Here is a 22,419-nt window from a genome sequence, read left to right as displayed (position 1 = left end):
CTCAGACCGCCGACGGCTCGGCGGCGGCCGGCTCGGCGGTGCGACGGCGGCGTACGACCCAGAAGACTCCGGAGCCGACGGCGACGGTCGCCCCGACACCGAGGGCGCCCGCGAGGCCGCCGGAGAGGCGGGCGTCGGCGACGTCCTTGACGGCGTAGTCGGCGAGCGGGGAGTCCTTCGCGGCGTGCTCCTCGGCCTTGGCGTCGATGCCCTTGTCGGCGGCGACCTTCTCCAGGCCGTCGGGGCTGGCGGAGGCGTAGAAGGAGACGAACCCGGCGAGGGCGAGGGCGGTGACCAGGCCGGTGGCCCACACCTTCGTGGTGGAGCGCGCCGCGACGGGGGCGGGGGCGGCGGCCGGGGCGTCGACGAGTGCGCCGCCCACGCGCAGCTTCAGCGGCGTGGTCAGTCCGCGCGCCCCGTGCACGAGGTCGGGCCGTACGGCGATCACGGCGCCGACGGTCGCGGCGGTGATGGCGGCCTCGCCGATGCCGATGAGCACGTGCACGCCGACCATGGCGGTGAACACCTTGCCGATGGACACGTCGGTGGTGCCGCCGACCGCGTAGATCGCGGTGAAGGCGGCGGCCGCGCCGGGCACCGAGAGCAGGGCGCCGGCGAAGGCGGCGACGGTCACGGAGCGGCGGGTGCGGGGCAGCACCTTGAGCAGCCCGCGGAAGACCGCGTAGGAGACGACGACGGTGACGACGCCCATGACGGTGATGTTCACGCCGAGGGCGGTCAGTCCGCCGTCGGCGAAGAGGATGCCCTGCATGAGCAGGACGACGGACACGCACAGCACACCCGTGTACGGGCCGACGAGTATCGCGGCGAGCGCCCCGCCCAGCAGGTGTCCGCTGGTGCCGGCGGCCACGGGGAAGTTCAGCATCTGGACGGCGAAGATGAAGGCGGCGACGAGACCGGCGAGCGGCGCGGTCCGCTCTCCCCCAGAGCCTTCGGCCTGGGAGGGGCCCCCAAGTTCGCGCCGGGCGCCGCGGAGGCTGACGGCCACAGCGGCGGCGGCCGCCACTCCGGCGGCCACCGACACGGGTGCGTTGATGAATCCGTCGGGCACATGCATGGAGTGGCTCCGCTTCTCACACAGTCTTTAACCGTTCAAGAATAGTGCCCTCTTGCAAATGGTTGGCAACAGCGTCTCCGTCACAAATACCTACTCGCACTTCTGTCGGAATGTGCGAGGCTGGACGGATAAAAGGTGCATATGCGCCGATTGCACAACGCTCCGATGCGAGGAGTCCTGTCGATGTCAGCCCCCGCCGAGAATCCACCCGCCGCCGCCGCGACCGCCACGGCGACCGTCCCGCTCGTCGAGGAGCGCGTCAGGGCCCGCGTGATCACCGACGACCCGCTCTACCGGGCGATCCCGGTCATCCTGCGCTTCGTCCCCGCGGAACCGCTGGCCGTACGGATCGTCTTCCCGGCGGACCTCTCCCCCGAGGGCACCGACAACGAGTGGGTCTTCCCCCGCGCCCTGCTGGAGGCCGGCCTCCAGGCCCCGACCGGGACCGGGGACGTACGCATCTGGCCCTGCGGCCGCGTCCAGGCCGTCGTCGAGTTCCACTCCCCCGAGGGCGTGGCCGTGGTCCAGTTCGACATCGCGGGGCTGCGCCGCTTCCTGCGCCGTACGTACTCCCCCAGCCTCCGGCCGGGTGGGGGTGCCCCCAGCGGTAGCTGGGGGAGTGCCCCCACCGCCACCCGTTAGGCGGAACGGGCCCGGCCCCGTTCCGCCGTGGTGCTCGGGCGGAACGGGGCCGGGCCGTCTTCCGTACGGGGTCAGGCGTTGACCAGCTCGCGGTCCTTGTCCGGGCCCTCCGAGGAGTCGGCGGCGAGGTGCTTGCGCAGGCTCTCGCCCTCCACGTCGACGTTCGGCAGCAGGCGGTCCAGCCACTTCGGCAGCCACCAGGCCTTGTGCCCGAGCAGTGCGAGCACCGCCGGGACGATGGCCATCCGGACCACGAAGGCGTCGAAGAAGACGGCGACGGCCAGACCGAAGCCGATCATCTTGACCATCTGCTCACTGGCGCCGATGAAGCCCGCGAACACCGCGATCATGATGACGGCGGCGGCCACGACCACCCGGGCGCTGTACTGGAAGCCGGTCACCACGGCCTGGCCCGGGCGCTCGCCGTGTACGTACGCCTCGCGCATCCGGGTGACGAGGAAGACCTCGTAGTCCATGGCCAGACCGAAGACCACGCCCACCATGAAGATCGGCATCATCGACATGATCGGGCCGGTCTGCTCCACGCCGAAGAGCGAGCCGAGCCAGCCCCACTGGAAGACCGCGACGACGGCGCCGAGGGCGGCGACGACCGAGAGCAGGAAGCCGAGGGCCGCCTTGAGCGGGACCAGCACCGAGCGGAACACCAGCATCAGCAGCAGGAAGGCGAGACCGACCACGAGCGCCAGGTAGGGCAGCAGCGCGTCGTTCATCTTCTGCGAGAAGTCGATGTTCATCGCGGTGGCGCCGGTGACCATGACGTCGTCCCCGCTGCCGTCGCGGATCTCGTGGACCAGGTCCTCGGTCTGCGTGGAGGACGGGCGGTCCTTCGGGATGACGGTGATCATCGAGGCGTCGCCGGCCTCGTTGGGCATCGGCGGCATGACCGCGGCCACGCCCTCCAGGCCCTTGATCCGGTCGACGGTGGAGTCGGCGAGGGGCTTGTCCCCGTCCACGACCACCATCAGCGGGCCGTTGAAGCCCGGGCCGAAGCCGTCGGACAGCAGGTCATACGCCTGGCGCTGGGTGGTGGAGACCGGCTGGGCGCCGTCGTCCGGCAGGCCCATCTCCAGCTTGCTCGCCGGGATGGCGATGATGCCGAGGCCGATCACACCGGCCAGCAGGACCATGACCGGGCGGCGCAGGACGAAGCGGGCCCAGCGGGTGCCGCCGTTGGCCTTCTTCTCGGCGCCGGCGCCCGCGGGCTTGCCCTTGCCGAACAGCTTGCTCTTCTCGCCGGCCGGCAGGACCTTCTTGCCCGCGAAGCCCAGGATGGCCGGGACCAGCGTGAGGGCGACCAGCACCGCGATGACCACGGTTCCGGCGGCCGCGAAGCCCATCTTGGTCAGCATCGGGATGTTGACGACGGCCAGGCCCACCAGGGCGATGACCACGGTCAGACCGGCGAAGACGACGGCGGAGCCGGCGGTTCCGGCGGCCCGTCCGGCGGCCTCGTCGCGCTCGCGGCCCTCGGCGAGCTCGGCGCGGTAGCGGGAGACGATGAAGAGGGCGTAGTCGATGCCGACCGCGAGGCCGATCATCGTGGCGAGGGTGGCCGTGGTGTTGCCGAGGTCCAGCACGTTGGCCAGCGCGGTGATGGAGGAGACGCCGATGCCCACGCCGATCAGCGCGGTCAGCAGCGGCAGCCCGGCCGCGATCAGCGAGCCGAAGGTGATGACGAGGACGATCGCGGCGATCAGGATGCCGATGATCTCGCCGGAGCCGGTCTCGGGGGCAGCCATCAGCGCGTCACCGCCGATCTCGACGGTGAGCCCCTGCGCCTGGGCGTCCGTGCCGGACTCCTTGAGCGCGTCGCGGGTCGCGTCGGTCAGCTCCATACCGCTGACCTTGTACTTGGCGCTGATGTAGGCGGTGGAGCCGTCCTGGCTCACGGCCTGGCTCTGGTAAGGGTCGGCGACCGAGGAGATCTGGTCCTTGCCCGGACCGGACTTCAGGCCTTCGACGATCTTCTCGACCTCGGTCTTGGTGCCCGGGTCGGTGACCTTGGCGCCCGCCGGGGCCTTGATGACGATCCGGGCGGTGGCGCCGTCGGCGGCCATCCCCGGGAACTTCTTGTCGAGCACGTCGAAGGCCTTCTGGGCCTCCGTGCCGGGTATCGAGAACGAGCCTGAGGTGGGTGCGGACGCCGAGGCCGCGCCGAATCCGGCGGCGAACAGCAGCGCCACCCAGATGAGGGCGACAAGGCCGCGGCGCCGGAAGGCGCCCCGGCCGAGGCGGTAGAGGAAGGTGGCCACGTCGGTGGTTCTCCCGTTCGGGTCGTGGGATGGATCCGGAAGGCGGATCTGGGCATGGAGAGCCGGCCCGACGACGAGAGCGGCGTGTCAGGAACAGCGGGAAAGCAGCGGGGACGGGACGGAGAAGGGGAGTTCAGACGCCGAGGGCGGGGAAGACCACGGCGTCGATGAAGTCACCGAGGAAGGCCCGGTCGACCGAACGGTCCTCGATCAGCGGGAGCGCGATGAACGCCCCGATGAGCATGTGCGGTACGAAGTCCAGTGCCGGACAGTCCGGGCGGATCTCCCCCCGGTCCACCGCGCGCTGGAGCATCACCTGCAGGCCGTTGATCTCCGGGTCGACCAGCAGGTCCCGCAGTGCCTTGTGGAGCTCCGGGCTCTCGTGGACCGCATGGGCCAGACCCCGCATCAGCGCGGTGTCCTTGGCCATCTGCGCGTCGTCCGAGTGCTCCACCATGCGCGCGAAGTCCGTGCGCAGGCTGCCCGTGTCGATCTCCCCCAGCGAGACGGGCTGGGTACATCGCAGGGCCTTGGCGACCAGCTCCGGCTTGCTCCCCCACTGGCGGTAGAGGGTGGCCTTGCTGGACTTGGTGCGGGCGGCGACCGCATCCATGGTCAGCGCCTCGTAGCCCACCTCGCGGAGCAGGTCGAGGACCGCCCCGTGGAGTTCGGCCTCCCGTTCGGGGGTGATCCGGCTGCGCCGCGGCCCCATCGCCTCGGTCATCTCCGTGCCTCCGTCCGAACGTCCGAACACGCCTCTTATCGAAACGAAAGTGTTCCGTACGCATACGACGATACCCCCGCTCCCAGCGAAACGAAACCGTTCCGTTTCGCTTCCCGCAGTGGCATGGATCACGTGTACGAGTTGCCAGGCCCCCCTGGCACGGAAAGCATTGGGGGGTGAGTCACGACGTCGCGTACCTCCGCTTCCCGCACCTGCACGACGACCTGCTGTGTTTCGCCACCGAGGACGATCTTTGGGTGGCGCCCTTGGTTCCCCCTGGAGATCCGGTCGGCCGGGCCTGGCGGCTCACCGTCGACCGGACCAGGGTCAGCCACCCGCGCTTCTCCCCCGACGGCCGCCACATCGCCTTCACCACCTGGCGGAGCCTCGACCCGGAGATCCACCTGGCCCCCGTCGACGGCGGCCCCGCCCGCCAGCTGAGCTACTGGGGCGCCACCGACACCCGCGTGTGCGGCTGGACCCCGCCCGACGAGGAGGGCCGCAGCGACATCCTGGCCGTCTCCTCGCACGGCCAGCCCTTCTCCTACTTCGCCTGGGCCTACAGCCTGCCCACCGACGGCAGCCCCGGCGGGCGCCTGCCCTGGGGGCCGGTCTCCGACATCCAGGTCCACACCGACGACTCGGGCGAGCGGCGCACCCTGCTGCTGACCGGCAAGCCCCCGCACGAGCCCGCCGCCTGGAAGCGCTACCGCGGCGGCGCCACCGGCCGGCTGTGGCTGCACGGCCGGCGGCTGCTGGAGGACGTCGAGGGCCACCTCGACTCCCCGATGTTCGTCGACGGCCGGATCGCCTTCCTCTCGGACCACGAGGGCATCGGCAACCTCTACTCCTGCCTGCCCGACGGCACCGACCTGCGCCGGCACACCGACCACGAGGAGTTCTACGCCCGGCACGCCTCCAGCGACGGCTCCCGGATCGTCTACCAGTGCGCCGGGGACATCTGGCTGGTGGACTCGCTGGCCCCCGACGCCGTCCCGCGCAAGCTGGAGGTCCGGCTCGGCGGCCCGCGGGCCGGCCGGCGTACGTACCAGGTGCCGGCCGCCAGCCACGTCGACTCGCTGTCCGTGGACGCCACCGGGCGGGCCAGCGCGGTCGTGGTGCGCGGCAGCCTGTACTGGCTGACCCACCGCGACGGCCCCGCCCGGACCATCGCCGACACCCCGGGCGTACGGGTGCGGCTGCCCGAAATGCTCGGCAGCGGCGGGCAGGTCGCCTACGTCACCGACGCCGAGGGCGAGGACGCGATCGAGATCGCCTCCCTGCCGCGGGCGTCCGGGGAGCGGGAGCCGCGCCGGCTGGCCTCGGGCGAGCTGGGGCGCGTACTGGAGCTGCTGTCCGACCCGGACGGGGAGCGGCTCGCCATCGCCTCCAACGACGGGCGGCTGCTGCTGCTCGACGCGACCGAGGAGTCCACCGGTGAGGTCACCGAGCTGATCCGGTCCATCAACGGGCCCGTCACCGACCTGGCGTTCTCACCCGACGGGTGCTGGCTGACCTGGTCGCACCCGGGCATCGGCCGGTCGCTGCGGCAGATCAAGATGGCCCGGATCTCCGGCCCCGGCGCACGCACGGTCATCGACGTCACCAACGGCCGCTTCGAGGACGAGAGTCCGGTCTTCACACGGGACGGGCGCTACCTCGCCTTCCTGTCGTGGCGCGGTTTCGACCCGGTGTACGACGTGCACACCGGCGACCTGTCCTTCCCGCTGGGCTGCCGCCCGTACCTGGTCCCGCTGTCCTCGGCGACCCCCTCCCCCTTCGCGCTGTCCGCCGAGGGGCGGCCCGCGGCGGGCGGACTCGACCCGGTGGAAGGGGACTCGGGCGACACCGGCGACGGCGCGGTGATGGTGGAGGTGGAGGGACTGGAGAGCCGGGTCACGCCCTTCCCGGTGTCGGCGTCGAAGTACTCGGCCCTGTACCCGGTGCACGGCGGCGGCCTGGTGTGGCTGCGCTGGCCGATCTCGGGCGCGCTCGGCGAGACCTTCGCCAACCCGGCCGACATCAGCGGCAAGCCGACGCTGGAGCACTTCGACCTCACCAAGGCCCGCAAGACGGAACTGGCCTCCGGACTGGACTGGTTCGCCGTCAGCGGCGACGGCACCCGGCTCGTGATCAACGACGACGGCGACCTGCGGGCGGTCCCGGCCACCGAGTCGGGCGACAGCGACTCGACCGTCTACCTGGACCTGCGGCGCATCCTGCACGAGGTGGACCCGGCGGCCGAGTGGCGCCAGGCCTACGAGGAGGCCGGGCGGATCATCCGCGCGTACTTCTGGGAGCCGAAGATGTGCGGCATCGACTGGGACGGGGTGCTGCGCCAGTACCGCTCCCTGGTCGAACGGGTCGCGTCCCCCGACGAGTTCGCGGACCTGTTGCGCGAGGTCCTCGGCGAGCTGGGCACCTCGCACGCCTATGTCTCCCCCGCCCGCCGCAACGAAGGCCCCCCGCACTACCAGCGGGCGATCGGGCTGCTCGGCGCCAACCTCGTGCCCCGGGACGGGGCGTGGGTGGTCAGCCGGATCCTGCCCGGCGAGTCCTCGGACTCCAAGGCCCGCTCTCCGCTGGCCGGCACCGGCATCCGGGAGGGCGCGGTGCTCACCCATGTCGACGGGCGCCCGGTGGACCCGGTGACCGGCCCGTACCCGCTGCTGTCGGCGGCGGGCGGAACGACGGTGGAGCTCACCTTCCAGCCCGCCGAGGGCGAGGGCCGGGCCCGCAGGGTCGCGATCGTGCCGCTGATCGACGAACGGCCGCTGCGCTACCAGGACTGGGTGTCCAAGCGGCGGGCCGTGGTCCGGGAGATCAGCGGCGGCCGCTGCGGCTACCTGCACATCCCCGACATGGGCGGCTCGGGCTGGGCGCAGTTCAACCGCGACCTGCGGATGGAGATGTCCCGGCCCGCGCTGCTCGTGGACGTACGCGGCAACGCGGGCGGGCACATCAGCGAGCTGGTGGTGGAGAAGCTGACCCGCTCGATCCTCGGCTGGGACCTGACGCGCAATGCCCAGCCGGTCTCGTACGCCTCCAACGCGCCCCGCGGTCCGATCGTGGCGCTCGCCGACGAGGCGACCTCCTCGGACGGCGACATGATCACGGCGGCCTTCAAACTGCTGGGGCTGGGCCCGGTGGTGGGCCAGCGCACCTGGGGCGGGGTGGTCGGCATGACCGGCCGGCACACCCTGGGCGACGGCACGGTGATCACGGTGCCGATGAATGCCGCCTGGTTCCCGGAGTACGGGTGGTCGGTGGAGAACAACGGCGTGGAACCGGACTTCGCGGTCCTGCGCACCCCGCTCGACTGGGCGGAGGGGCGGCACGCGGGGCTGGACGACGCCGTGCACCTGGCGCTGGAACTGCTGGAGCAGGACCCGGCCGCGGTGCCGCCCGGCTACACGGACGTGCCGAACCTGCGCCGCCCGAAGCTGCCGCCGAGGCCGTAGCGCGGGGGCATGCGCGAGGGGCGCGATCCGTCCGGATCGCGCCCCTCGGGGCAGCTCAGAGCCGCTAGAAGTTGTCGTCGACGTCATCCCACGACTGGCGCGCCGTGTCCGGCTGCTGCGACTGGCGCGCCGTGTCCGGCTGCTGCGGGCTCTGGGGCTTCTTGCCCTTCGTCTGCTTGGCGCGTTCGGACGTTTCGCCCTTCGCGCCCTGCGTTGCCTTCCGCGCCTGCTCCTTGAGCTCGTTCGCCTTGTCCTGGAACTGGTCCTTGATACCCATGCTTTTTCACTCCAGAAGGGGTGTTGGTGGTGGGGCCTCGACCAGACTGGCATGGGCGGACAAAGCTCGCATTTCGATCAGTTACTCTGCGTGCGCTCCCGCTCGTCCGCGGCCCCGCCGGCCCCCACAAGTCCCTTGGAAACACCGGCCAGCCGCGGCTCGAACCGCTTCATCTCGCGCTGCCCGACGGCCCCGATGATCCCCGGCAGGTAGCCGCGCACGCCCTGCATCCCGCGCAGCCACCACTGCGCGTACACGTGTGCCGAGCGCCGCTCGATGCCCGCGACGATCCGGTCGACGGCCGGGCCCAGCGGGTACGTGCGGTTCGAGGGCCACGGCAGCCGCTGGCGCAGCTCCCGCATGACCTCGTCCTGGTCGGCGCCGCGCACCATGTCCGTGTCCGTCCAGGAGAGGTAGCCGACGCCGACCTTGACGCCCTTGTGGCCGACCTCGGCGCGCAGGCAGTGGGCGAACGCCTCGACACCGGACTTGGAGGCGCAGTAGGCGGTCATCATCGGCGCCGGGGTGATCGCGGCGAGCGAGGCGATCTGGAGGAAGTAGCCGCGGCTCTCGGTCAGGACGGGCAGGAAGGCGCGGGCGGTGACGGCCCCGCCGATGAGGTTGACCTCGATCACCCGGCGCCAGGCGTCGGGGTCGGAGTCGGCGAAGGGCCCGCCGGAGGCCACGCCCGCGTTGGCGACGACGATGTCTACCTTGCCGAAGCGCTGCTTGACCTCCTGCGCGACCCGGGCCATGGCCTCGTGGTCGGTGACGTCGGCGTACCAGTGGTCGCTGTCGGTGTGCAGCCGCTCGGAGACCTCCTTGAGGGCCTCCGGCTCCAGGCCGACGAGGGCGATCTTCGCGCCGCGCGCGGAGAGTTTGCGGGCGAGCAGTTCGCCGACCCCGCGGGCGGCGCCGGTGACGACGGCGACCCGGCCTTCCAGACTCCTGCGAGCGCTCACGGCGTCTTCTCCTTCTTCACGGCGGGCAGGTACAGGGACGCCAGCTCGCGCACGGCGTCGGTGACGGCCTCCGGGGCCTCGATCGGGGTCATGTGCCCCATGCCTGTGAGCTCGGTGAGGCCCACGCAGTTCGGGAGCGCGGCCGCGAGCCCGCGGGCGTGCACGACGGGGGTGAGCCGGTCGTCCTTGCCGCCGATGACGGCGGTGGGCACGGTGAGCCGGGCCACGTCGGCGTCCAGGTCCAGCCCGGCCAGCACCTGGGACCACGCGCGGCGGACCGCGGTGGGGCAGGCGTGCACGATACGGGCGCACGCCTCGACCTTGTCGGGCGCGGAACCGGCGCCCATGGTGGCGTACTTGAGGACCTTCTTCGCGACGGGCGTGACCGGTCCGAGCGGGGCGCGCGAGCCGAGCACCGCGCCGGTGATACGGGTCCTCGCCCGCCCGGCGCGCAGGGGCAGGACCCGCGCCTCCGCGACCAGCCGGGCGCTGCCGGTGCTGCACAGCAGCGCGGCCGCGACGCGCTCGGCGAACTCCGGGCGGGCGGCGGCCGCCATGACCGTCATGCCGCCCATGGAGTGCCCGGCGACGACCGCCCGCTCCCCGGGGGCGAGGGCGGCCGCGAGTACGGCGACCAGGTCGTCGGCGAGGGCGGTGGTGCTGTGCTCCCAGGCGGCGGGGCTGCGTCCGTGGCCCCGCTGGTCGTAGGCGATGACCCGGTGGTCCTTCGCCAGCTCCCGTATCTGGGCGGCCCAGAACGCGGTGGAGCAGGTCCAGCCGTGCGCCAGCACCACGGCCGGCGCGCCCTCGTCCCCGTGCACCTCGACGTGCAGCTGCGCTCCGTCGGCGGAAACGGCGACGAACTCGCGCCGCGCGACCGGCGGGGCGTAGGGACCGGAAGTGACGTGCCCTATGCGACTCATGCCGCACCCTCCGCCTCTTCAGTCCCGCTGGAGGCAAATCCAGCGGGGACCCGCTCCCGCTCCCGGACGCGTACGACCTCGTACTCCGCCAGATCGACGCTCCGCGTCTCCCGGCGGAACTCGCCGGTCGTACCGGGCCAGACGGTGGTGTTGCGGCCCTGGGCGTCCAGGTACCAGCTGGTGCAGCCGCCGGTGTTCCACACCGTCCGCTCCATCCGAGCCTGCACGTGCCGGTTCCACTTGTTCACCGCCGACGGCCGCGCCGCCAGCGCGACCCTCCCGCCCAGCACGCCCAGCTGCCGCAGGTAATCGGCCATGTAGTTGAGCTGCGACTCGATCATCAGGATCATCGAGCTGTTCCCGAGCCCGGTGTTCGGGCCGATGATCGTCATCCAGTTGGGGAAGCCGGCCGCCGTGGCCCCGCGCAGCGCCTGCATCCCGTCCTTCCAGGCGTCCGCGAGGGTCTGGCCGTCCGCGCCGACCACCCGGTCGGCGATCGGCATGTCCGTGACGTGGAAGCCGGTGCCGAAGATGATCGCGTCGACCTCGGTCTCCGTCCCGTCGGCGGCCACCAGGACCGAGCCGCGGATCTCCTTCAGCCCGGAGGCGACCAGGTCCACGTCCGGGCGGGCCAGGGCCGGGTAGTACTCGCTGGAGAGCAGAATCCGCTTGCAGCCGATCCGGTAGGACGGCGTCAGCTTGGCGCGCAGCGCCGGGTCCTTGATCGAGCGCGCCATGTTGGCCTTGGCGAGCGATTCGATGAGCCCGAGCTGGTTCGGCCGCTTGGTGAAGGCGCTGACCTGGAGTTCCCGGATGCCCCACAGCAGCCCGCGCCGCGCCGCCCGGGTGAAGGGCAGCTGGCGGTGCAACCACCGCTCGACGGCGGTGATGGCCCGGTCGGTGCGCGGCATGACCCACGGCGGGGTCCGCTGGAAGAGCGTCAGGCGCTCCACCTCGGGGGCGATGGCCGGCACGATCTGGATGGCGGAGGCCCCCGTACCGATCATGGCGACGCGCTTGCCGCGGAGGTCGTAGTCGTGGTCCCAGCGGGCCGAGTGGAAGACCTTGCCGGGGAACTCGGCGAGCCCCGGGACCTCCGGCATCTTCGGGTCGGACAGCGGCCCGGTCGCCGACACCACCACGTCGGCGGTGAGCGGACCGGCGGAGGTCTCGATCTCCCAGCGCAGCTCGTCCGCGTCCCAGCGCATCATCCGGACCTCGGAGTCGAGCCGGATGTGCGGGCGCAGTCCGAAGGTGTCGGCGACGTGCTCCAGGTACGCGCGGATGGCCGGCTGCCCCGAGAAGGTCCGGGGCCAGTCCGGATTGGGCGCGAAGGAGAAGGAGTACAGGTGGGAGGGGACGTCGCACGCGCACCCGGGGTAGCTGTTGTCGCGCCAGGTCCCGCCGACCGAGTCGGCCCGCTCCAGTACGACGAAGTCGGTGATCCCCTCGCGCCGCAGCCGCACGGCAGCGCCGAGCCCGCCGAATCCGGACCCGATCACCGCCACGCGTACATGCTCACGTCGTGCGATGTCACTGCCGCCGCCCATGCTGCCGCCCATGCCCGCCACCTTCCGCATCCGCATCCACATCCGCACCTGCAACGCTGCCAGCAATCACTGGCACAATCGGGAGAGTAGAGCAGCCCCGTACTCATGGGTAGGGGTCAAGCCCGGAAAGTTACTGCCGGTACGCCATAGGCTGCGGCTGTGGCGAAGGAAGAGACGGAAGCGAAGACAGTGCGCGAGTACCGCACGGAGGAACTGGCCGAGGCGGCCGGCATCCCGGTCCGCACCCTGCGCTTCTACCGCGAGCGCAAGCTGCTCCCGCCGCCGCGCCGCGAGGGCCGCATCGCCTGGTACGACGACCACCACCTGGCCCGGCTGCGCACCATCGCCGCCCTGCTGGAGCGCGGCCACACCCTCGGCGGCATCGCGGAGCTGACCGCCGCCTTCGAGAGCGGCCGCGACGTCAGCCAGCTCGGCGAGCTGCTCGGCATCGGCTGGTCGGAGGAGACCCCGGTCCGGCTGACGCCGGAGGCGCTGGCCGACTACTTCGAGGGCGAGGTCACCCCGGAGAACCTGGCGGCCTCGCTCGACCTCGGCTACCTCGCCACCGACGGAGACGAGATCGTGCACGTCAGCCGGCGTCTGCTGGACGTCTCCTCGGCCCTGGTCCGCGAGGGCGTCCCGCTGGCGGCCGTCCTGGAGACGGGCCGCCGCGTCCGCGAGCACGCGGACGCGATGGCGGCCCTGTTCAACGAGCTGATCACGGCCCACCTCCCGCAGGACGCCCTCCCGCGCCTGCGCCCGCTGGCCAAGAGTGTGGTCGAAGCCGAGCTGACGATGGCGATGGACCGACTGCTGGCATCCGGATCCGGTCAAACCCCGAGCTCGTAGACGACGGTCACGGGCGCGTGGTCGGACCAGCGCTCGGGGTGCGTCTCGGCGCGCTCCACGAACGCCTTCACCGCCTTCGCGGCCAGGCCGGGCGTCGCGACCTGGAGGTCGATGCGCCAGCCGGCGTCGTTGTCGAAGGCCCGCCCGCGGTAGGACCACCAGGAGTACGGGCCCTCGGTGTCGGGGTGCAGGGCCCGCACGACGTCGACGTACCCGGCCTCCGCGTAGACCTTCCCGAGCCACTCCCGCTCCTCGGGGAGGAAGCCCGCGTTCTTCCGGTTGGTCTTCCAGTTCTTGAGGTCGGCTTCCTGGTGGCAGATGTTCCAGTCGCCGCAGACCACGACCTCGCGCCCGTCCGCGGCGGCCCGCGCCCTCAGCGTCTGGAGGTAGGTGTGGAACTCCGCCATGAACCGGTACTTCTCGTCCTGCCTCTCGGTCCCGGCCTCACCGGAGGGCAGGTAGAGGCTGGCGACCGTCACACCGGGCAGATCGATCTCGAGGTACCGCCCGCTGGTGTCGAACTCGTCACTCCCGAATCCGACCTGCACCCGCTCGGGCGCGCGCCGCGTGTACAGCGCGACCCCGGCCCGCCCCTTGGCGGCGGCCGGCGCGAACACGGTGTGCCAGCCCTCGGGAGTCCGGACCTCCGCCGGAATCTGCCCCTCCTCGGCCCGTACCTCCTGAAGGCAGACCACATCGGCGTCGGATCCTTCGAGCCATGCCCCGAAGCCCTTCTTGGCGGCGGCGCGGATCCCATTCACATTCACGGAGGTCACGGTGAGCATCCCTGCACCTTAGCGGGATGGTTCCGTACGATATTCGAATGTCTCACGGTATAAACCTCCGCGCGGTGCCGTACGACCACCCGGACGCGGTCAAGCTCAACGACCAGGTCCAGCTCGAGTACCAGGAGCGGTACGACGGCGAGGGTGACGTCACCTTCCTCGACCCGGCGATGTTCGCCCGGCCGAACGGCCTCTACCTCCTGGCGTACGACGCCGCGGGCGCCCCGGTCGCGAGCGGCGGCTGGCGCGGCCAGGAGCAGAACGACGAGGGCTACTCGGACGGCGACGCCGAGCTGAAGCGCATGTACGTGATCCCGGAGGCGCGCGGCCTGGGCCTGGCCCGCCGGATCCTGGCGGCACTGGAGGAGGACGCCCGCGCGGCGGGCCGGGTCCGGATGGTCCTGGAAACGGGCGACCAGCAGCCGGAGGCGATCGCCCTGTACCTCTCCGCGGGCTACTCCTTGTCCGCCAAGTTCGGCCACTACCGCTTCCACGACTCCAGCCGCTGCATGACCAAGCCGCTGGCCCCGGACGTGGCCTAGCCCATCAGCATCTTCATGAGCACCGTGAGGCCGAGGGAAGCGTTGATCAGCAGCGCGACGAACGCGGCGGCGGTGGCCAGGAGCGCCCCGGGATCCCGTCGCCCGCCGGTCCAGGGCGCGCCGGCCTTGACGGCCAGGTGGCAGCCGAGGAGGCAGGCGGCGAGGCTCGCCCACTGCTGGAGCGTCGAGACGTCCCGGTACAGGACGATGGCGACGAGCAGGCCGGCGATGACGAGCTCGCCGTAGGCTCCGGCGAGCAGCCAGCGCTGCTGCCGCAGCGCCTGCACGGCTCCCGTCAGGCCCGGCCGGTGCGGAGGCACGGGCACCGGGCGCGGCGCGCGGGCGGTGGACGCCTCGGCGAGGACGCCGCCGTCGGTGTGGGCCTGGGCGAGGATGCGCTCGTCGGTGCGGGCCTCGGCGAGGATGCCGCCGTCGGCGAAGCCGTCCACCCGGGTGGGCGGGTGTCCGCCGCGGCCGTCGCCCGGAGCCCTGGCGGCGGTGACCGCCGCCAGGCGTATCCGCTCGACCTCGGCCCGCATGGAGTCCGCGTCGGGGAACCGGTCGTCCGGGTTCTTCGCCAGGGCTCGCGCGACCAGTGCCTCGGTCTCGGGCGGCACGTGCGCACCCAGCTCGGCGAGGGCGGGCGGCTTCGCCGTCACGTGCTGGTAGCCGATCCGGAAGCCTGAGTCCCCGTCGAACGGCAGCCCTCCGGTGAGCAGCTGGAAGAGGACGACCCCCACGGCGTACAGATCGGACCGGCCGTCGACGGGCCGGCCGGGCTCGAACTGCTCCGGGGACATGTAGTGCGGGGTACCGACCGTGAATCCGGTGCCGGTGAGTGCCGTGGCCTGGTGGTCGAGGGCACGGGCGATGCCGAAGTCCATCACCTTGACCGACCCGTCCTGCCCCACCATCACGTTGGCGGGCTTGATGTCCCGGTGGACCATCCCGCGCGCATGGCTGGCGCCGAGCGCGGCGAGTATGCCGGAGACGAGTCGCAGGGCGTCGGCCAGCGGCAGGTCACCGGGCCGGCCGGGCACCGAGTGCCCGAGGGTGCGCCCGTGGACGTACTCCATCACGATGTACGGCACCCGGCCGGAGGGCAGCTCCTCCTCGCCGACGTCGTGGACCGCGACGACCCCCGCGTGGCTGATGGCCGCGACGGCCTTCGCCTCCCGCCGGAAGCGTTCGCGGCTGCCCGCGTCGGCGGCGACGGCGGCGTTCATCGTCTTCACGGCGACCGGGCGGTCGAGTGCGGTGTCCCGTGCCCGGTGGACGGCGGCCATGCCGCCCTCGCCGATCAACTCCTCGATCACGTACCGCCCCTGGGCCAGGGACTGCCCCGGCCCGATCCCTGCCCGCATCTTCTTCCCCCAGGTGGTCGGACGGCAGGCTACCTCCCGCGCCTCGCACTATGAGCGATCTTCGGACACCCCTCGGCGGGACACCCCTACGCCCCGGCCGGGCGCGGGAGCCAGGCCGCGGCGTCCGTGCCCCAGCGGGACGGGCCGCGGTTCCAGTCCCCGAAGGGGCCGGCGGCGTAACGGAGCTGCCCGTATCCCGAGTCCGTCTCCCGGAGCCACGGCTCCGCCGCGTACCCCGCGTACCCCGCGGCCGCCGGGGCGGCCGCCGGGACGTCCCGGACCAGCCACGAGGCCGTTCCCGCCAGGGAGAACCGCAGGGCGCGCCCGCGCCGCCCCTCGGCCAATGCCCTCAGTACGGCCGCCGCCACCAGATATCCCGTGCCGTGGTCCAGGGCCTGCGCCGGCAGCACCCCGGGCACACCGTCCGGACCGGCGTACCGCGCGGCGATCCCGTAGCCCGCCTGCACCAGCGAGTCGAATCCCCGCCGCCCGGCCCACGGACCGTCCCATCCCCACGCGCACAGCTGGGCCACCACCAGCCCCGGCCGCCGCTCCAGCAGGTCCGCCGCCCCGAGCCCGTACCGCTCCAGCGCCCCCGGCCGGTACCCGGTCACCACCACGTCCGCCTCGGCCAGCAGCCCGTCGAACACCGCCCGGTCCCGCGCGGCCGCGAGGTCCAGCAGCGCGGACCGCTTGCCGAATCCGGTGTCCGCGTAGGCGTCGTCCGCCTCCGGCAGCCCCGGCGAGTCGATCCGCAGGACGTCCGCGCCCAGCAGTCCGAGCGTGCGCGTCGCCACCGGCCCCGCGATGACCCGGGTCAGGTCCAGCACCCGCACCCCGGCCGCGGGCAGCCCGGCCGGGGCGGGTCCGAGCGTCCGGCCCGGCTCCCCGGTCTCCCGTACGGTCTCCACCAGCGGCCGCGGATCCCCGTACCGGCCCGCCACGGCGACGGCCAGCCCGCCCTCCCCGTAGACGAGTTCCTGCACGTCGGCGGCCGCGCGCCCGGCCACCGCGGCCCGCACCGCCTCCGGTGTCGCGGACCGCATTCCCAACGCCCGTACCAGCGCCGCTTCGTGGTGCGGATAGTTGGCGTGCGTACGGACCCAGCCGTCGGCCGCCCGCCAGAAGCCGGACAGGGGCGCGAAGCTCACCGGCTTCCGCCCCCGCACCCGCAGGTGCCGCTCGCTGACGAAGGCCGTCGCGACCGCGCCCTCGTCCACGACGGGCGGGGCGAGGCCGTCCGGCCCGTCCCCCGCCCGCACCGCGGCCAGCTCCGCAGCGGCCAGCGCGCACGCCCCGACCGCGGCGCGCGCCAACTCCCGTACCGGCAGCGGCCCTTCCCCCAGATCGCCCGCCCCTCGGTACCGCACCCGCCCGGCGAGCTCCGGCGCCCCGCCGAGCGCCGCCCAGGCCTGTGCCGTTCCGCCGTCCCGCTCATCGGTGATCGTCATGCGGCCATTCTCGGGGACGTCCGGGCGGACGCGCCCGAGGGCGGATTCGCCCTGGTCACCGATGCAACGCGGCTGCGGAGAAGGGCACTTCACCTCCCCCTGGCCTTCATGTACGTTGAACGGAAAACGCTCTCCGGCGCGTGATGGGGAACCACCCGGTCTGCGCGGCGATGCCCGGTCCCGGACCCCCGATCCGAACCGAACCGAAAGGCACCACCGTGAAGTACCGCGTCATCGGCTCCGCACCCGAGACCCGTCGCGAAGTGAGCGTGCTGAGCCTCGGCACGATGACCTTCGGCACGACCGTCGACGAGGCCACCTCGTACGCGATCCTCGACCGTTTCGTGGAGGCGGGCGGCACCTTCATCGACACCTCCAACAACTACGCCTTCTGGGTGAACGGCACCCAGGGCGGCGAGAGCGAGGAGCTGGTCGGCCGCTGGCTGCGCAGCCGCGGCATCGGCGACGAGATCACCGTCGCCACCAAGCTCGGCGCCCGCCCCAACCAGCCCACCAGCGGCTTCAGCCTCGATGTGGAGGGCCTGTCCCCCAAGGTCATCCGCGAGTCCGCGGAGCGCAGCCGCGAGCGCCTCGGCATCGAGCGCATCCACCTGCTGTACGCGCACATCATGGACGAGAACACCCCGCTGGAGGAGACCGTCCAGGGCTTCGCCGATGTCGTCGCGGACGGCACGGCCGGCCTGCTCGGCGCCAGCAACCACTGGGCCTGGCGCGTGGAGCGCGCCCGTACGCTGGCCGCCGCGGCCGGCGTACCGGGCTACGAGGTGCTCCAGCACCACCACAGCTACCTGCGCCAGCGCACCGACGTCCCCAGCCTGCGCTCGCCCGACGGCAACCAGGGCCTGGTCAGCGGCGACCTGCTCAGCTACCTCCGGGACAACCCGTCCCTCACGCAGGTCTCCTACTCCCCGTTGATCGCCGGTGCCTACGTACGCGACGACAAACCGCTCGGTCCCGGCTTCGAGCACGCGGGCACCGAGCCCCGCCTGCGCGCGGTCCGCGAGGTCGCCGCCGAGACCGGGGCCACCGTGAACCAGGTCGTCCTGTCCTGGCTGATGGGCGGCGACATCCCGGTGCTCCCGCTGGTCGGCGCCTCCTCGGTGGCCCAGCTGGAGGAGAACCTCGGAGCGGTGGAACTCGACCTGACGCCCGAGCAGCGCGCCAGGCTCGACTCGGTGAACTGACCGGCGGGCCCACGACGGAGGGGCCCGTCCGATCTCACGATCGGACGGGCCCCTCGTCGTTCACTCGGTCCCTCAGGAGGTGAAGCAGCCGTTCAGGTCGGCGATCACGTCCGCGGATCCGGTGTTGTTGTAGAAGGTCACCCGGCCGTCCACGACCGGAACCACGACCAGGTTGGAGACGGTCTGCCCGGCCTTGAAGTTGAGGTTCGAGACGTTCGGACGCTCGACCCCGTGCGGCTGGACGATGAGGTGACCGTCCTGGGTGGGGTTGGTGACGGTGACGTTCAGGACCACCGCGGTCACCCCGCTCAGCGGCACGCCCTCGACCCCGGCGACCTGCAGGCTGACGATGCCACCCTGGCCGACCGCCCCGGCACGGGCGCCGGTACCCGTGCGGGTGTCGAGCAACCGCACCGGAGAACCGGCCGAGAACGTCGACCCGTTCGCCGAGTAGTAGCCCGTGACGTCGGCGATCAGGTCCACCGAACCCGAGTTGTTGCGCAGGTCGACCTTTCCGTTCACCACCGGCACGGTCACCAGGTTCGGAACGACCTGCCCGGCGGTGAAGTTGAGGTTCGACACCCCCGGTGCCGCCTGCCCGTTCGGGTAGACGGTCACGTGCCCGGCCTCCGTCGGGTTGACGGCGGTCACGTTCATCACGACCGCGGTCACCCCGCTCGCCGGGACGCCCTTCACACCCGCGACCTGAAGCGTGACGACACCGCCCGGACCGACCCGCGCCTTGTTGGCCCCGACACCGTCACGGGTGTCCAGGAACCGCGACGGCGTGATCGGCGTGAAGGCCGAGCCCGTCGCCGCCTTGTCGGTGAAGTACCCCGTCACGTCCGCGATCAGGTCGACCGAACCCGCGTTGTTGCGCAGGTCCACCTTCCCGTTGACGACCGGGACGGTCACCAGGTTGGGCACGATCTGCCCGGCCGAGAAGTTGAGGTTCGACACCGCGGGCTTCGGCTGCCCGTTCGGGTAGACCATCACGTGCCCGGCCTCGGTCGGGTTGACGGCGGTCACGTTCATGACGACCGCGGTCACCCCGGTCGCCGGGACGCCCTTGACGCCCGCGACCTGGAGCGTGACCACGCCACCGGGACCGACCCGCGCCTTCGTCGCCCCGACACCGTCACGGGTGTCCAGGAACCGCGACGGCGTGATCGGCACGAACCGGCTCTTCGACAGCGTGGCCGCCGCCGTCACCGTGTACGCCTTCGGCAGGTAGCCCGGGGAGGGCACTCCGGGAGTGGACACGTAGCCGTCGCGCACCACGTCATAGGTGCCCGGCTCCAGGCCGTTGGTGTCGACCAGCACGTCGAGCGCGGTGCCGTCGGCGTTCACGGAAAGCACCTTCATGACCGGCCTCGGATCGCCCCCCGTGTCACTGCGCACCAGATGGAGCTTGGTGTCCAGGGTGAGCCCGGTGCCGCGGACGACGGCGTGGGTCTGCGTCCCGGCGGCGCCCGTCGCGGGGCTGATCGACGTGGGCAGAGCCCCCGGCTGCGGGTAGACGCACTCGGAGTCGCACAGTCCCTGGATGCTGAACTCCACGGGCGTGGCACTGCGACCGGCACTCATCACGAGTACGGCCCGGCCGGCCTCGGCGTTCCCGAGGGTCAGGCACCGGGCACCGAACACGCCCCACGACTGGTTGCACTGGAACTCGACGCTCGTACTCGTCCACTGAGCTGCACCGTGCAGGTTCAGCGACGGGTTCTCGCTGGTGGTCGAGCTGCTGGTACCGACAACCTTGAACGCCTGATTGGGCTTCACGTCGACCACGGCGCAGTAGCCCGTCGAGGACTCGGAGAGCACCCCGCTCCGCGCCGGGAACCCGTTGACCGAGATGGGGTTGGCGGTGCACTCCGGCGCCCAGCCGGCCGCCGTGCCGACCTTCCAGGTGTCCACGTTGGTGTGGATCGGCTTGTCCTTGTAACCGGAGGCCAGCACGATCGCCACGTACGAGGTCGAGCCGGTGACCCGGCAGGAGGCACCCCCCTGGCGGCAGACGTACTTGCCGTTGGCATCGACCGCCATCAGCAGCGTCGACGGTGCGTACCGCGGGTCCTCGAGGGTCCGCGAGCTCAGCCAGATCTTGTCCGTGGCCGCGCCGGTGACCCGCACGCAGCGGGCGTCGAGCGCGGACGTCAGGTCGAACGGGAGCGACGGGCCGCCGACTGCCGTCGAGGCGGGCGTGGCGCACTTCGCGGTCGCCGAGACGTCACGCCGGACCAGCTTGTACGTGTCCGGCTGCCAGCCGGAGAGGATCAGCGGGGCGGTGTACGCCACACCTGCCGCGAGCGAGCAGATGGTGGTGGAGGAACCGACCGTGGAGCAGGCCTCGTTGCCCGCGGGGTCGACCAGCCGGACCGAGGCGTTCACCGTGTTCGCGTTGTTGGCGTAGTCGAGCATCTCCGCGGTGGAGTGCCGGTCCGCCGGCACGCTCATGCAGCGCAGCCGGTCGGCCGGGGTCAGCGAGACCTCGGCGCCCCAGGTGCCGTCGAAGCCGGTCTGCTGCCAGGCGGTGCAGCCCGCGGTCTCGCCGGTGCGGTGGACAACCAGGCCGTACGCCAGGTCCGGCGTGCCGCTCAGCACGGCGCGGAACGGCGCGGTACCGGTCAGCTTGCAGACGGCGTAGAAGCGGCCGTCGTTCTTGCACTGCTCGGCGCCCGCCGCGTCGTAGACGACGACGGTGGCGTCCGTGCCCTCGGCGGGCGGCCGGTTGATCAGGTAGACGCCCTTGCCGGTGGCGGTCGGAAGCGTCAGGCACAGCTTCTGCCCGGCTCCCCCGAACGTCCCGGCGGCCGGACCGGCCACCAGGCCGTTGTCGTGGGTCGCGGTGCAGCCCCGGGTCTCCTTGGCGGAGTGGAGGGCCATCCCGAACGCACCGACATCGCCACTGCGGGGATCGACGACCCAGGTGTGGTCACCAGCGGTCAGCTGGCAGGTGCCCTGGGCGCAGTCGGCAACCGGAGTGCCGTCGGCCGCGAACAGCCCGCCGTACGGGGTGGCACCGGACGAGACCGGCTGGAAGGCGTACACACCGGCCTGCGGGACCCGCAGGGTGCGGCAGCGCGTCGTGGAGCTCAGGTCCGGAGCGGTGCCGAAGGCCTGCGGCTCCACCACCGCACAGCCCTCCGGCTGGGAGAGCCGCGCCACGGTGACGTCGTACGCCTGCTCGGCGCCCGAGGCCTGCAGCACCGACATCCGGTACGGCGCGGTACCCGTGAGCTTGCAGTCGAGGGTGTCGCCCTCGTGGCTCCGCGTGGAGCAGATCTCCTTGCCGGTGACGTCGTAGACCGTCTGCAGCACCCGGTAGGTGGAGGCGTGCGCGCGCAGCACGTCGTTCGCCGACAGGTCCAGCGTGTAGCAGTCGCCCGCCGAGCCGGCGGCCGGCGAACCCTGGAACACGGTCGGGGCGCCGAGCTTGCGGTCGGCGGCGCCGACCGCCTTGCAGGCGGTGGAGGTGAGCAGCGGGACGTACGACACCGAGACGGTGTTCGGCGAGCCGCTGCCGTCCTTGACCTGCACGGTGTAGGTGCCGGCCGCGCCCGTGGGGCAGCGCAGCGCCCCACTGGAGTAGCCGGAGCCGAGGACGTTCTCGCAGGCGACGGTGGTGCCGTCCGGCGCCACCAGCTTGGAGTTGGCCCAGCTCCCCGTGAGGACCTGGAGCAGGACGACGTCCTTCTGCTGCGGCAGTGCGAGCGTGAAGGAGGCGGTCTTGTACGGGTCGACCGTGCAGGTGACGGTCGTGTGCGGCGCGAGGGCCGCCGGGCAGGCCTCGGCCGCGTCGCTCTTCGCCAGCGCCCGCACGGCGGCCTCGTGGTCGGCCTTCGGGTCCGCCTTCGGCGGGGCCTTGGGCCCGGCCGGGGCCGGCGCGGCGGGCTCGGACTGCGGCGAGGCGGTGGCCGCGGGCGGCGCGGCCGCCGCGAACGCGGATCCGGTCTGGCCGGTGAACGCGGTCAGGACGGCGAGCAGCAACGCACCGGAGGCGACCGCCCCGCGGCTTCTCCCCCGTCTGTCCCGCACTCTTCTGCCGATCGGCAGCAAACTCATGAACCCCCCAGTTCAAGCAGGCCCGACCCTCGTGACCATCACACGGGTTGCGGGCAGGCGGAGTTTAACCGTCGGCTGAGTGGGAAGCCCAAGGGGATTACGGACCCGGAAAACACGAAGATCCCGCCCGATCTTGCGATCGGACGGGATCTTCATCGTCTGTGGACCTGTGGGGATTTGAACCCCAGACCCCCTCGATGCGAACGAGGTGCGCTACCAGACTGCGCCACAGGCCCTTGCGACGTGTGAAACATTAGCATCCCCGCGC

The 22,419-nt window shown here is 72.1% G+C and carries 16 protein-coding genes and 1 tRNA gene; 5 read left to right on the top strand and 12 right to left on the bottom strand.

Annotation, left to right across the window (positions count from 1 at the left end):
- Position 1 precedes the first annotated feature (1 nt).
- Positions 2 to 1,078 (bottom strand): energy-coupling factor ABC transporter permease, encoded by a 1,077-nt coding sequence (locus ACGFYQ_RS29150; protein WP_393748979.1) that lies wholly within the window; start codon positions 1,076 to 1,078, stop codon positions 2 to 4.
- A gap of 183 nt (positions 1,079 to 1,261) precedes the next feature.
- Between ACGFYQ_RS29150 and ACGFYQ_RS29145 the strand changes: the two genes are divergently transcribed.
- Complete coding sequence (locus ACGFYQ_RS29145; RefSeq protein WP_393748977.1) at positions 1,262 to 1,720, top strand: SsgA family sporulation/cell division regulator; 459 nt, start codon at positions 1,262 to 1,264, stop codon at positions 1,718 to 1,720.
- Between the two features lie 71 nt (positions 1,721 to 1,791).
- Here the strand turns inward: ACGFYQ_RS29145 and ACGFYQ_RS29140 are convergent, their stop codons facing one another.
- Both ACGFYQ_RS29140 and ACGFYQ_RS29135 read right to left on the bottom strand, forming a co-directional pair.
- Positions 1,792 to 3,993 (bottom strand): MMPL family transporter, encoded by a 2,202-nt coding sequence (locus tag ACGFYQ_RS29140; protein WP_393748975.1) that lies wholly within the window; start codon positions 3,991 to 3,993, stop codon positions 1,792 to 1,794.
- A gap of 133 nt (positions 3,994 to 4,126) precedes the next feature.
- Positions 4,127 to 4,717 carry a TetR/AcrR family transcriptional regulator gene (locus ACGFYQ_RS29135; protein WP_393748973.1) on the bottom strand — a complete coding sequence of 197 codons (591 nt, stop codon included), beginning with the start codon at positions 4,715 to 4,717 and terminating at the stop codon, positions 4,127 to 4,129.
- Between the two features lie 176 nt (positions 4,718 to 4,893).
- On the opposite strand from ACGFYQ_RS29135, the gene ACGFYQ_RS29130 reads away from it, so the two are divergent.
- Positions 4,894 to 8,178 (top strand): S41 family peptidase, encoded by a 3,285-nt coding sequence (locus ACGFYQ_RS29130; RefSeq protein WP_393748971.1) that lies wholly within the window; start codon positions 4,894 to 4,896, stop codon positions 8,176 to 8,178.
- 64 nt (positions 8,179 to 8,242) lie between these two features.
- Here the strand turns inward: ACGFYQ_RS29130 and ACGFYQ_RS29125 are convergent, their stop codons facing one another.
- From ACGFYQ_RS29125 to ACGFYQ_RS29110, 4 genes are all read right to left on the bottom strand, one after another.
- The gene (locus ACGFYQ_RS29125) at positions 8,243 to 8,455 is read right to left on the bottom strand and encodes a hypothetical protein (protein ID WP_393748969.1); all 213 of its coding nucleotides are present in this window, start codon (positions 8,453 to 8,455) and stop codon (positions 8,243 to 8,245) included.
- Positions 8,456 to 8,532: 77 nt separating this feature from the next.
- Positions 8,533 to 9,417: an SDR family oxidoreductase gene (locus ACGFYQ_RS29120; RefSeq protein WP_393748967.1), complete on the bottom strand. Its 885-nt coding sequence runs from the start codon at positions 9,415 to 9,417 to the stop codon at positions 8,533 to 8,535.
- Positions 9,414 to 10,340, bottom strand: a complete 927-nt coding sequence (locus ACGFYQ_RS29115; RefSeq protein ID WP_393748965.1) for an alpha/beta fold hydrolase — start codon at positions 10,338 to 10,340, stop codon at positions 9,414 to 9,416. Before ACGFYQ_RS29115 ends, ACGFYQ_RS29120 begins: the two co-directional genes overlap by 4 nt.
- Positions 10,337 to 11,872 carry a flavin-containing monooxygenase gene (locus ACGFYQ_RS29110; RefSeq protein WP_393749209.1) on the bottom strand — a complete coding sequence of 512 codons (1,536 nt, stop codon included), beginning with the start codon at positions 11,870 to 11,872 and terminating at the stop codon, positions 10,337 to 10,339. The genes ACGFYQ_RS29115 and ACGFYQ_RS29110 overlap by 4 nt, the downstream gene beginning before the upstream one ends.
- 177 nt (positions 11,873 to 12,049) lie before the next feature.
- Between ACGFYQ_RS29110 and ACGFYQ_RS29105 the strand changes: the two genes are divergently transcribed.
- Entirely contained in the window at positions 12,050 to 12,739 is a 690-nt protein-coding gene (locus ACGFYQ_RS29105) for a MerR family transcriptional regulator (protein WP_393748963.1), read from the top strand.
- Here the strand turns inward: ACGFYQ_RS29105 and ACGFYQ_RS29100 are convergent.
- Positions 12,721 to 13,524: an exodeoxyribonuclease III gene (locus tag ACGFYQ_RS29100; RefSeq protein WP_393748961.1), complete on the bottom strand. Its 804-nt coding sequence runs from the start codon at positions 13,522 to 13,524 to the stop codon at positions 12,721 to 12,723. The two genes, ACGFYQ_RS29105 and ACGFYQ_RS29100, sit on opposite strands and share 19 nt — an antisense overlap.
- A gap of 38 nt (positions 13,525 to 13,562) precedes the next feature.
- On the opposite strand from ACGFYQ_RS29100, the gene ACGFYQ_RS29095 reads away from it, so the two are divergent.
- Positions 13,563 to 14,066 carry a GNAT family N-acetyltransferase gene (locus ACGFYQ_RS29095; RefSeq protein ID WP_393748959.1) on the top strand — a complete coding sequence of 168 codons (504 nt, stop codon included), beginning with the start codon at positions 13,563 to 13,565 and terminating at the stop codon, positions 14,064 to 14,066.
- On the opposite strand, the gene ACGFYQ_RS29090 is transcribed toward ACGFYQ_RS29095, so the two are convergent.
- Both ACGFYQ_RS29090 and ACGFYQ_RS29085 read right to left on the bottom strand, forming a co-directional pair.
- Entirely contained in the window at positions 14,063 to 15,430 is a 1,368-nt protein-coding gene (locus tag ACGFYQ_RS29090; protein ID WP_393748957.1) for a protein kinase, read from the bottom strand. The genes ACGFYQ_RS29095 and ACGFYQ_RS29090 overlap by 4 nt on opposite strands.
- A gap of 86 nt (positions 15,431 to 15,516) precedes the next feature.
- Positions 15,517 to 16,881, bottom strand: coding sequence for a CoA transferase (locus tag ACGFYQ_RS29085; RefSeq protein WP_393748955.1), 1,365 nt, complete (start codon positions 16,879 to 16,881; stop codon positions 15,517 to 15,519).
- Between the two features lie 218 nt (positions 16,882 to 17,099).
- Here ACGFYQ_RS29085 and ACGFYQ_RS29080 point away from each other — a divergent pair, with 218 nt between their 5' ends.
- Positions 17,100 to 18,086 carry an aldo/keto reductase gene (locus ACGFYQ_RS29080; RefSeq protein WP_393748953.1) on the top strand — a complete coding sequence of 329 codons (987 nt, stop codon included), beginning with the start codon at positions 17,100 to 17,102 and terminating at the stop codon, positions 18,084 to 18,086.
- Positions 18,087 to 18,158: 72 nt separating this feature from the next.
- Here the strand turns inward: ACGFYQ_RS29080 and ACGFYQ_RS29075 are convergent, their stop codons facing one another.
- Both ACGFYQ_RS29075 and ACGFYQ_RS29070 read right to left on the bottom strand, forming a co-directional pair.
- Positions 18,159 to 22,151 (bottom strand): hypothetical protein, encoded by a 3,993-nt coding sequence (locus ACGFYQ_RS29075; RefSeq protein ID WP_393748951.1) that lies wholly within the window; start codon positions 22,149 to 22,151, stop codon positions 18,159 to 18,161.
- Positions 22,152 to 22,313: 162 nt separating this feature from the next.
- A tRNA-Ala gene (locus tag ACGFYQ_RS29070) sits at positions 22,314 to 22,387 on the bottom strand.
- Positions 22,388 to 22,419 lie beyond the last annotated feature (32 nt).

The sequence above is a fragment of the Streptomyces sp. NPDC048258 genome (assembly GCF_043201995.1).
Taxonomy (GTDB): Bacteria; Actinomycetota; Actinomycetes; order Streptomycetales; family Streptomycetaceae; genus Streptomyces.
This window is presented reverse-complemented; position numbering and strand designations above follow the sequence as displayed.

Excerpts from the sequence above, each read along its gene's own strand:
- ACGFYQ_RS29075 (WP_393748951.1), bottom strand. The coding sequence starts at position 22,151 with ATGAGTTTGCTGCCGATCGGCAGAAGAGTGCGGGACAGACGGGGGAGA.
- ACGFYQ_RS29090 (WP_393748957.1), bottom strand. The coding sequence starts at position 15,430 with ATGCGGGCAGGGATCGGGCCGGGGCAGTCCCTGGCCCAGGGGCGGTAC.
- ACGFYQ_RS29125 (WP_393748969.1), bottom strand. The coding sequence starts at position 8,455 with ATGGGTATCAAGGACCAGTTCCAGGACAAGGCGAACGAGCTCAAGGAG.
- ACGFYQ_RS29135 (WP_393748973.1), bottom strand. The coding sequence starts at position 4,717 with ATGACCGAGGCGATGGGGCCGCGGCGCAGCCGGATCACCCCCGAACGG.
- ACGFYQ_RS29150 (WP_393748979.1), bottom strand. The coding sequence starts at position 1,078 with ATGCATGTGCCCGACGGATTCATCAACGCACCCGTGTCGGTGGCCGCC.
- ACGFYQ_RS29095 (WP_393748959.1), top strand. The coding sequence starts at position 13,563 with ATGTCTCACGGTATAAACCTCCGCGCGGTGCCGTACGACCACCCGGAC.
- ACGFYQ_RS29145 (WP_393748977.1), top strand. The coding sequence starts at position 1,262 with ATGTCAGCCCCCGCCGAGAATCCACCCGCCGCCGCCGCGACCGCCACG.
- ACGFYQ_RS29085 (WP_393748955.1), bottom strand. The coding sequence starts at position 16,881 with ATGACGATCACCGATGAGCGGGACGGCGGAACGGCACAGGCCTGGGCG.
- ACGFYQ_RS29100 (WP_393748961.1), bottom strand. The coding sequence starts at position 13,524 with ATGCTCACCGTGACCTCCGTGAATGTGAATGGGATCCGCGCCGCCGCC.
- ACGFYQ_RS29115 (WP_393748965.1), bottom strand. The coding sequence starts at position 10,340 with ATGAGTCGCATAGGGCACGTCACTTCCGGTCCCTACGCCCCGCCGGTC.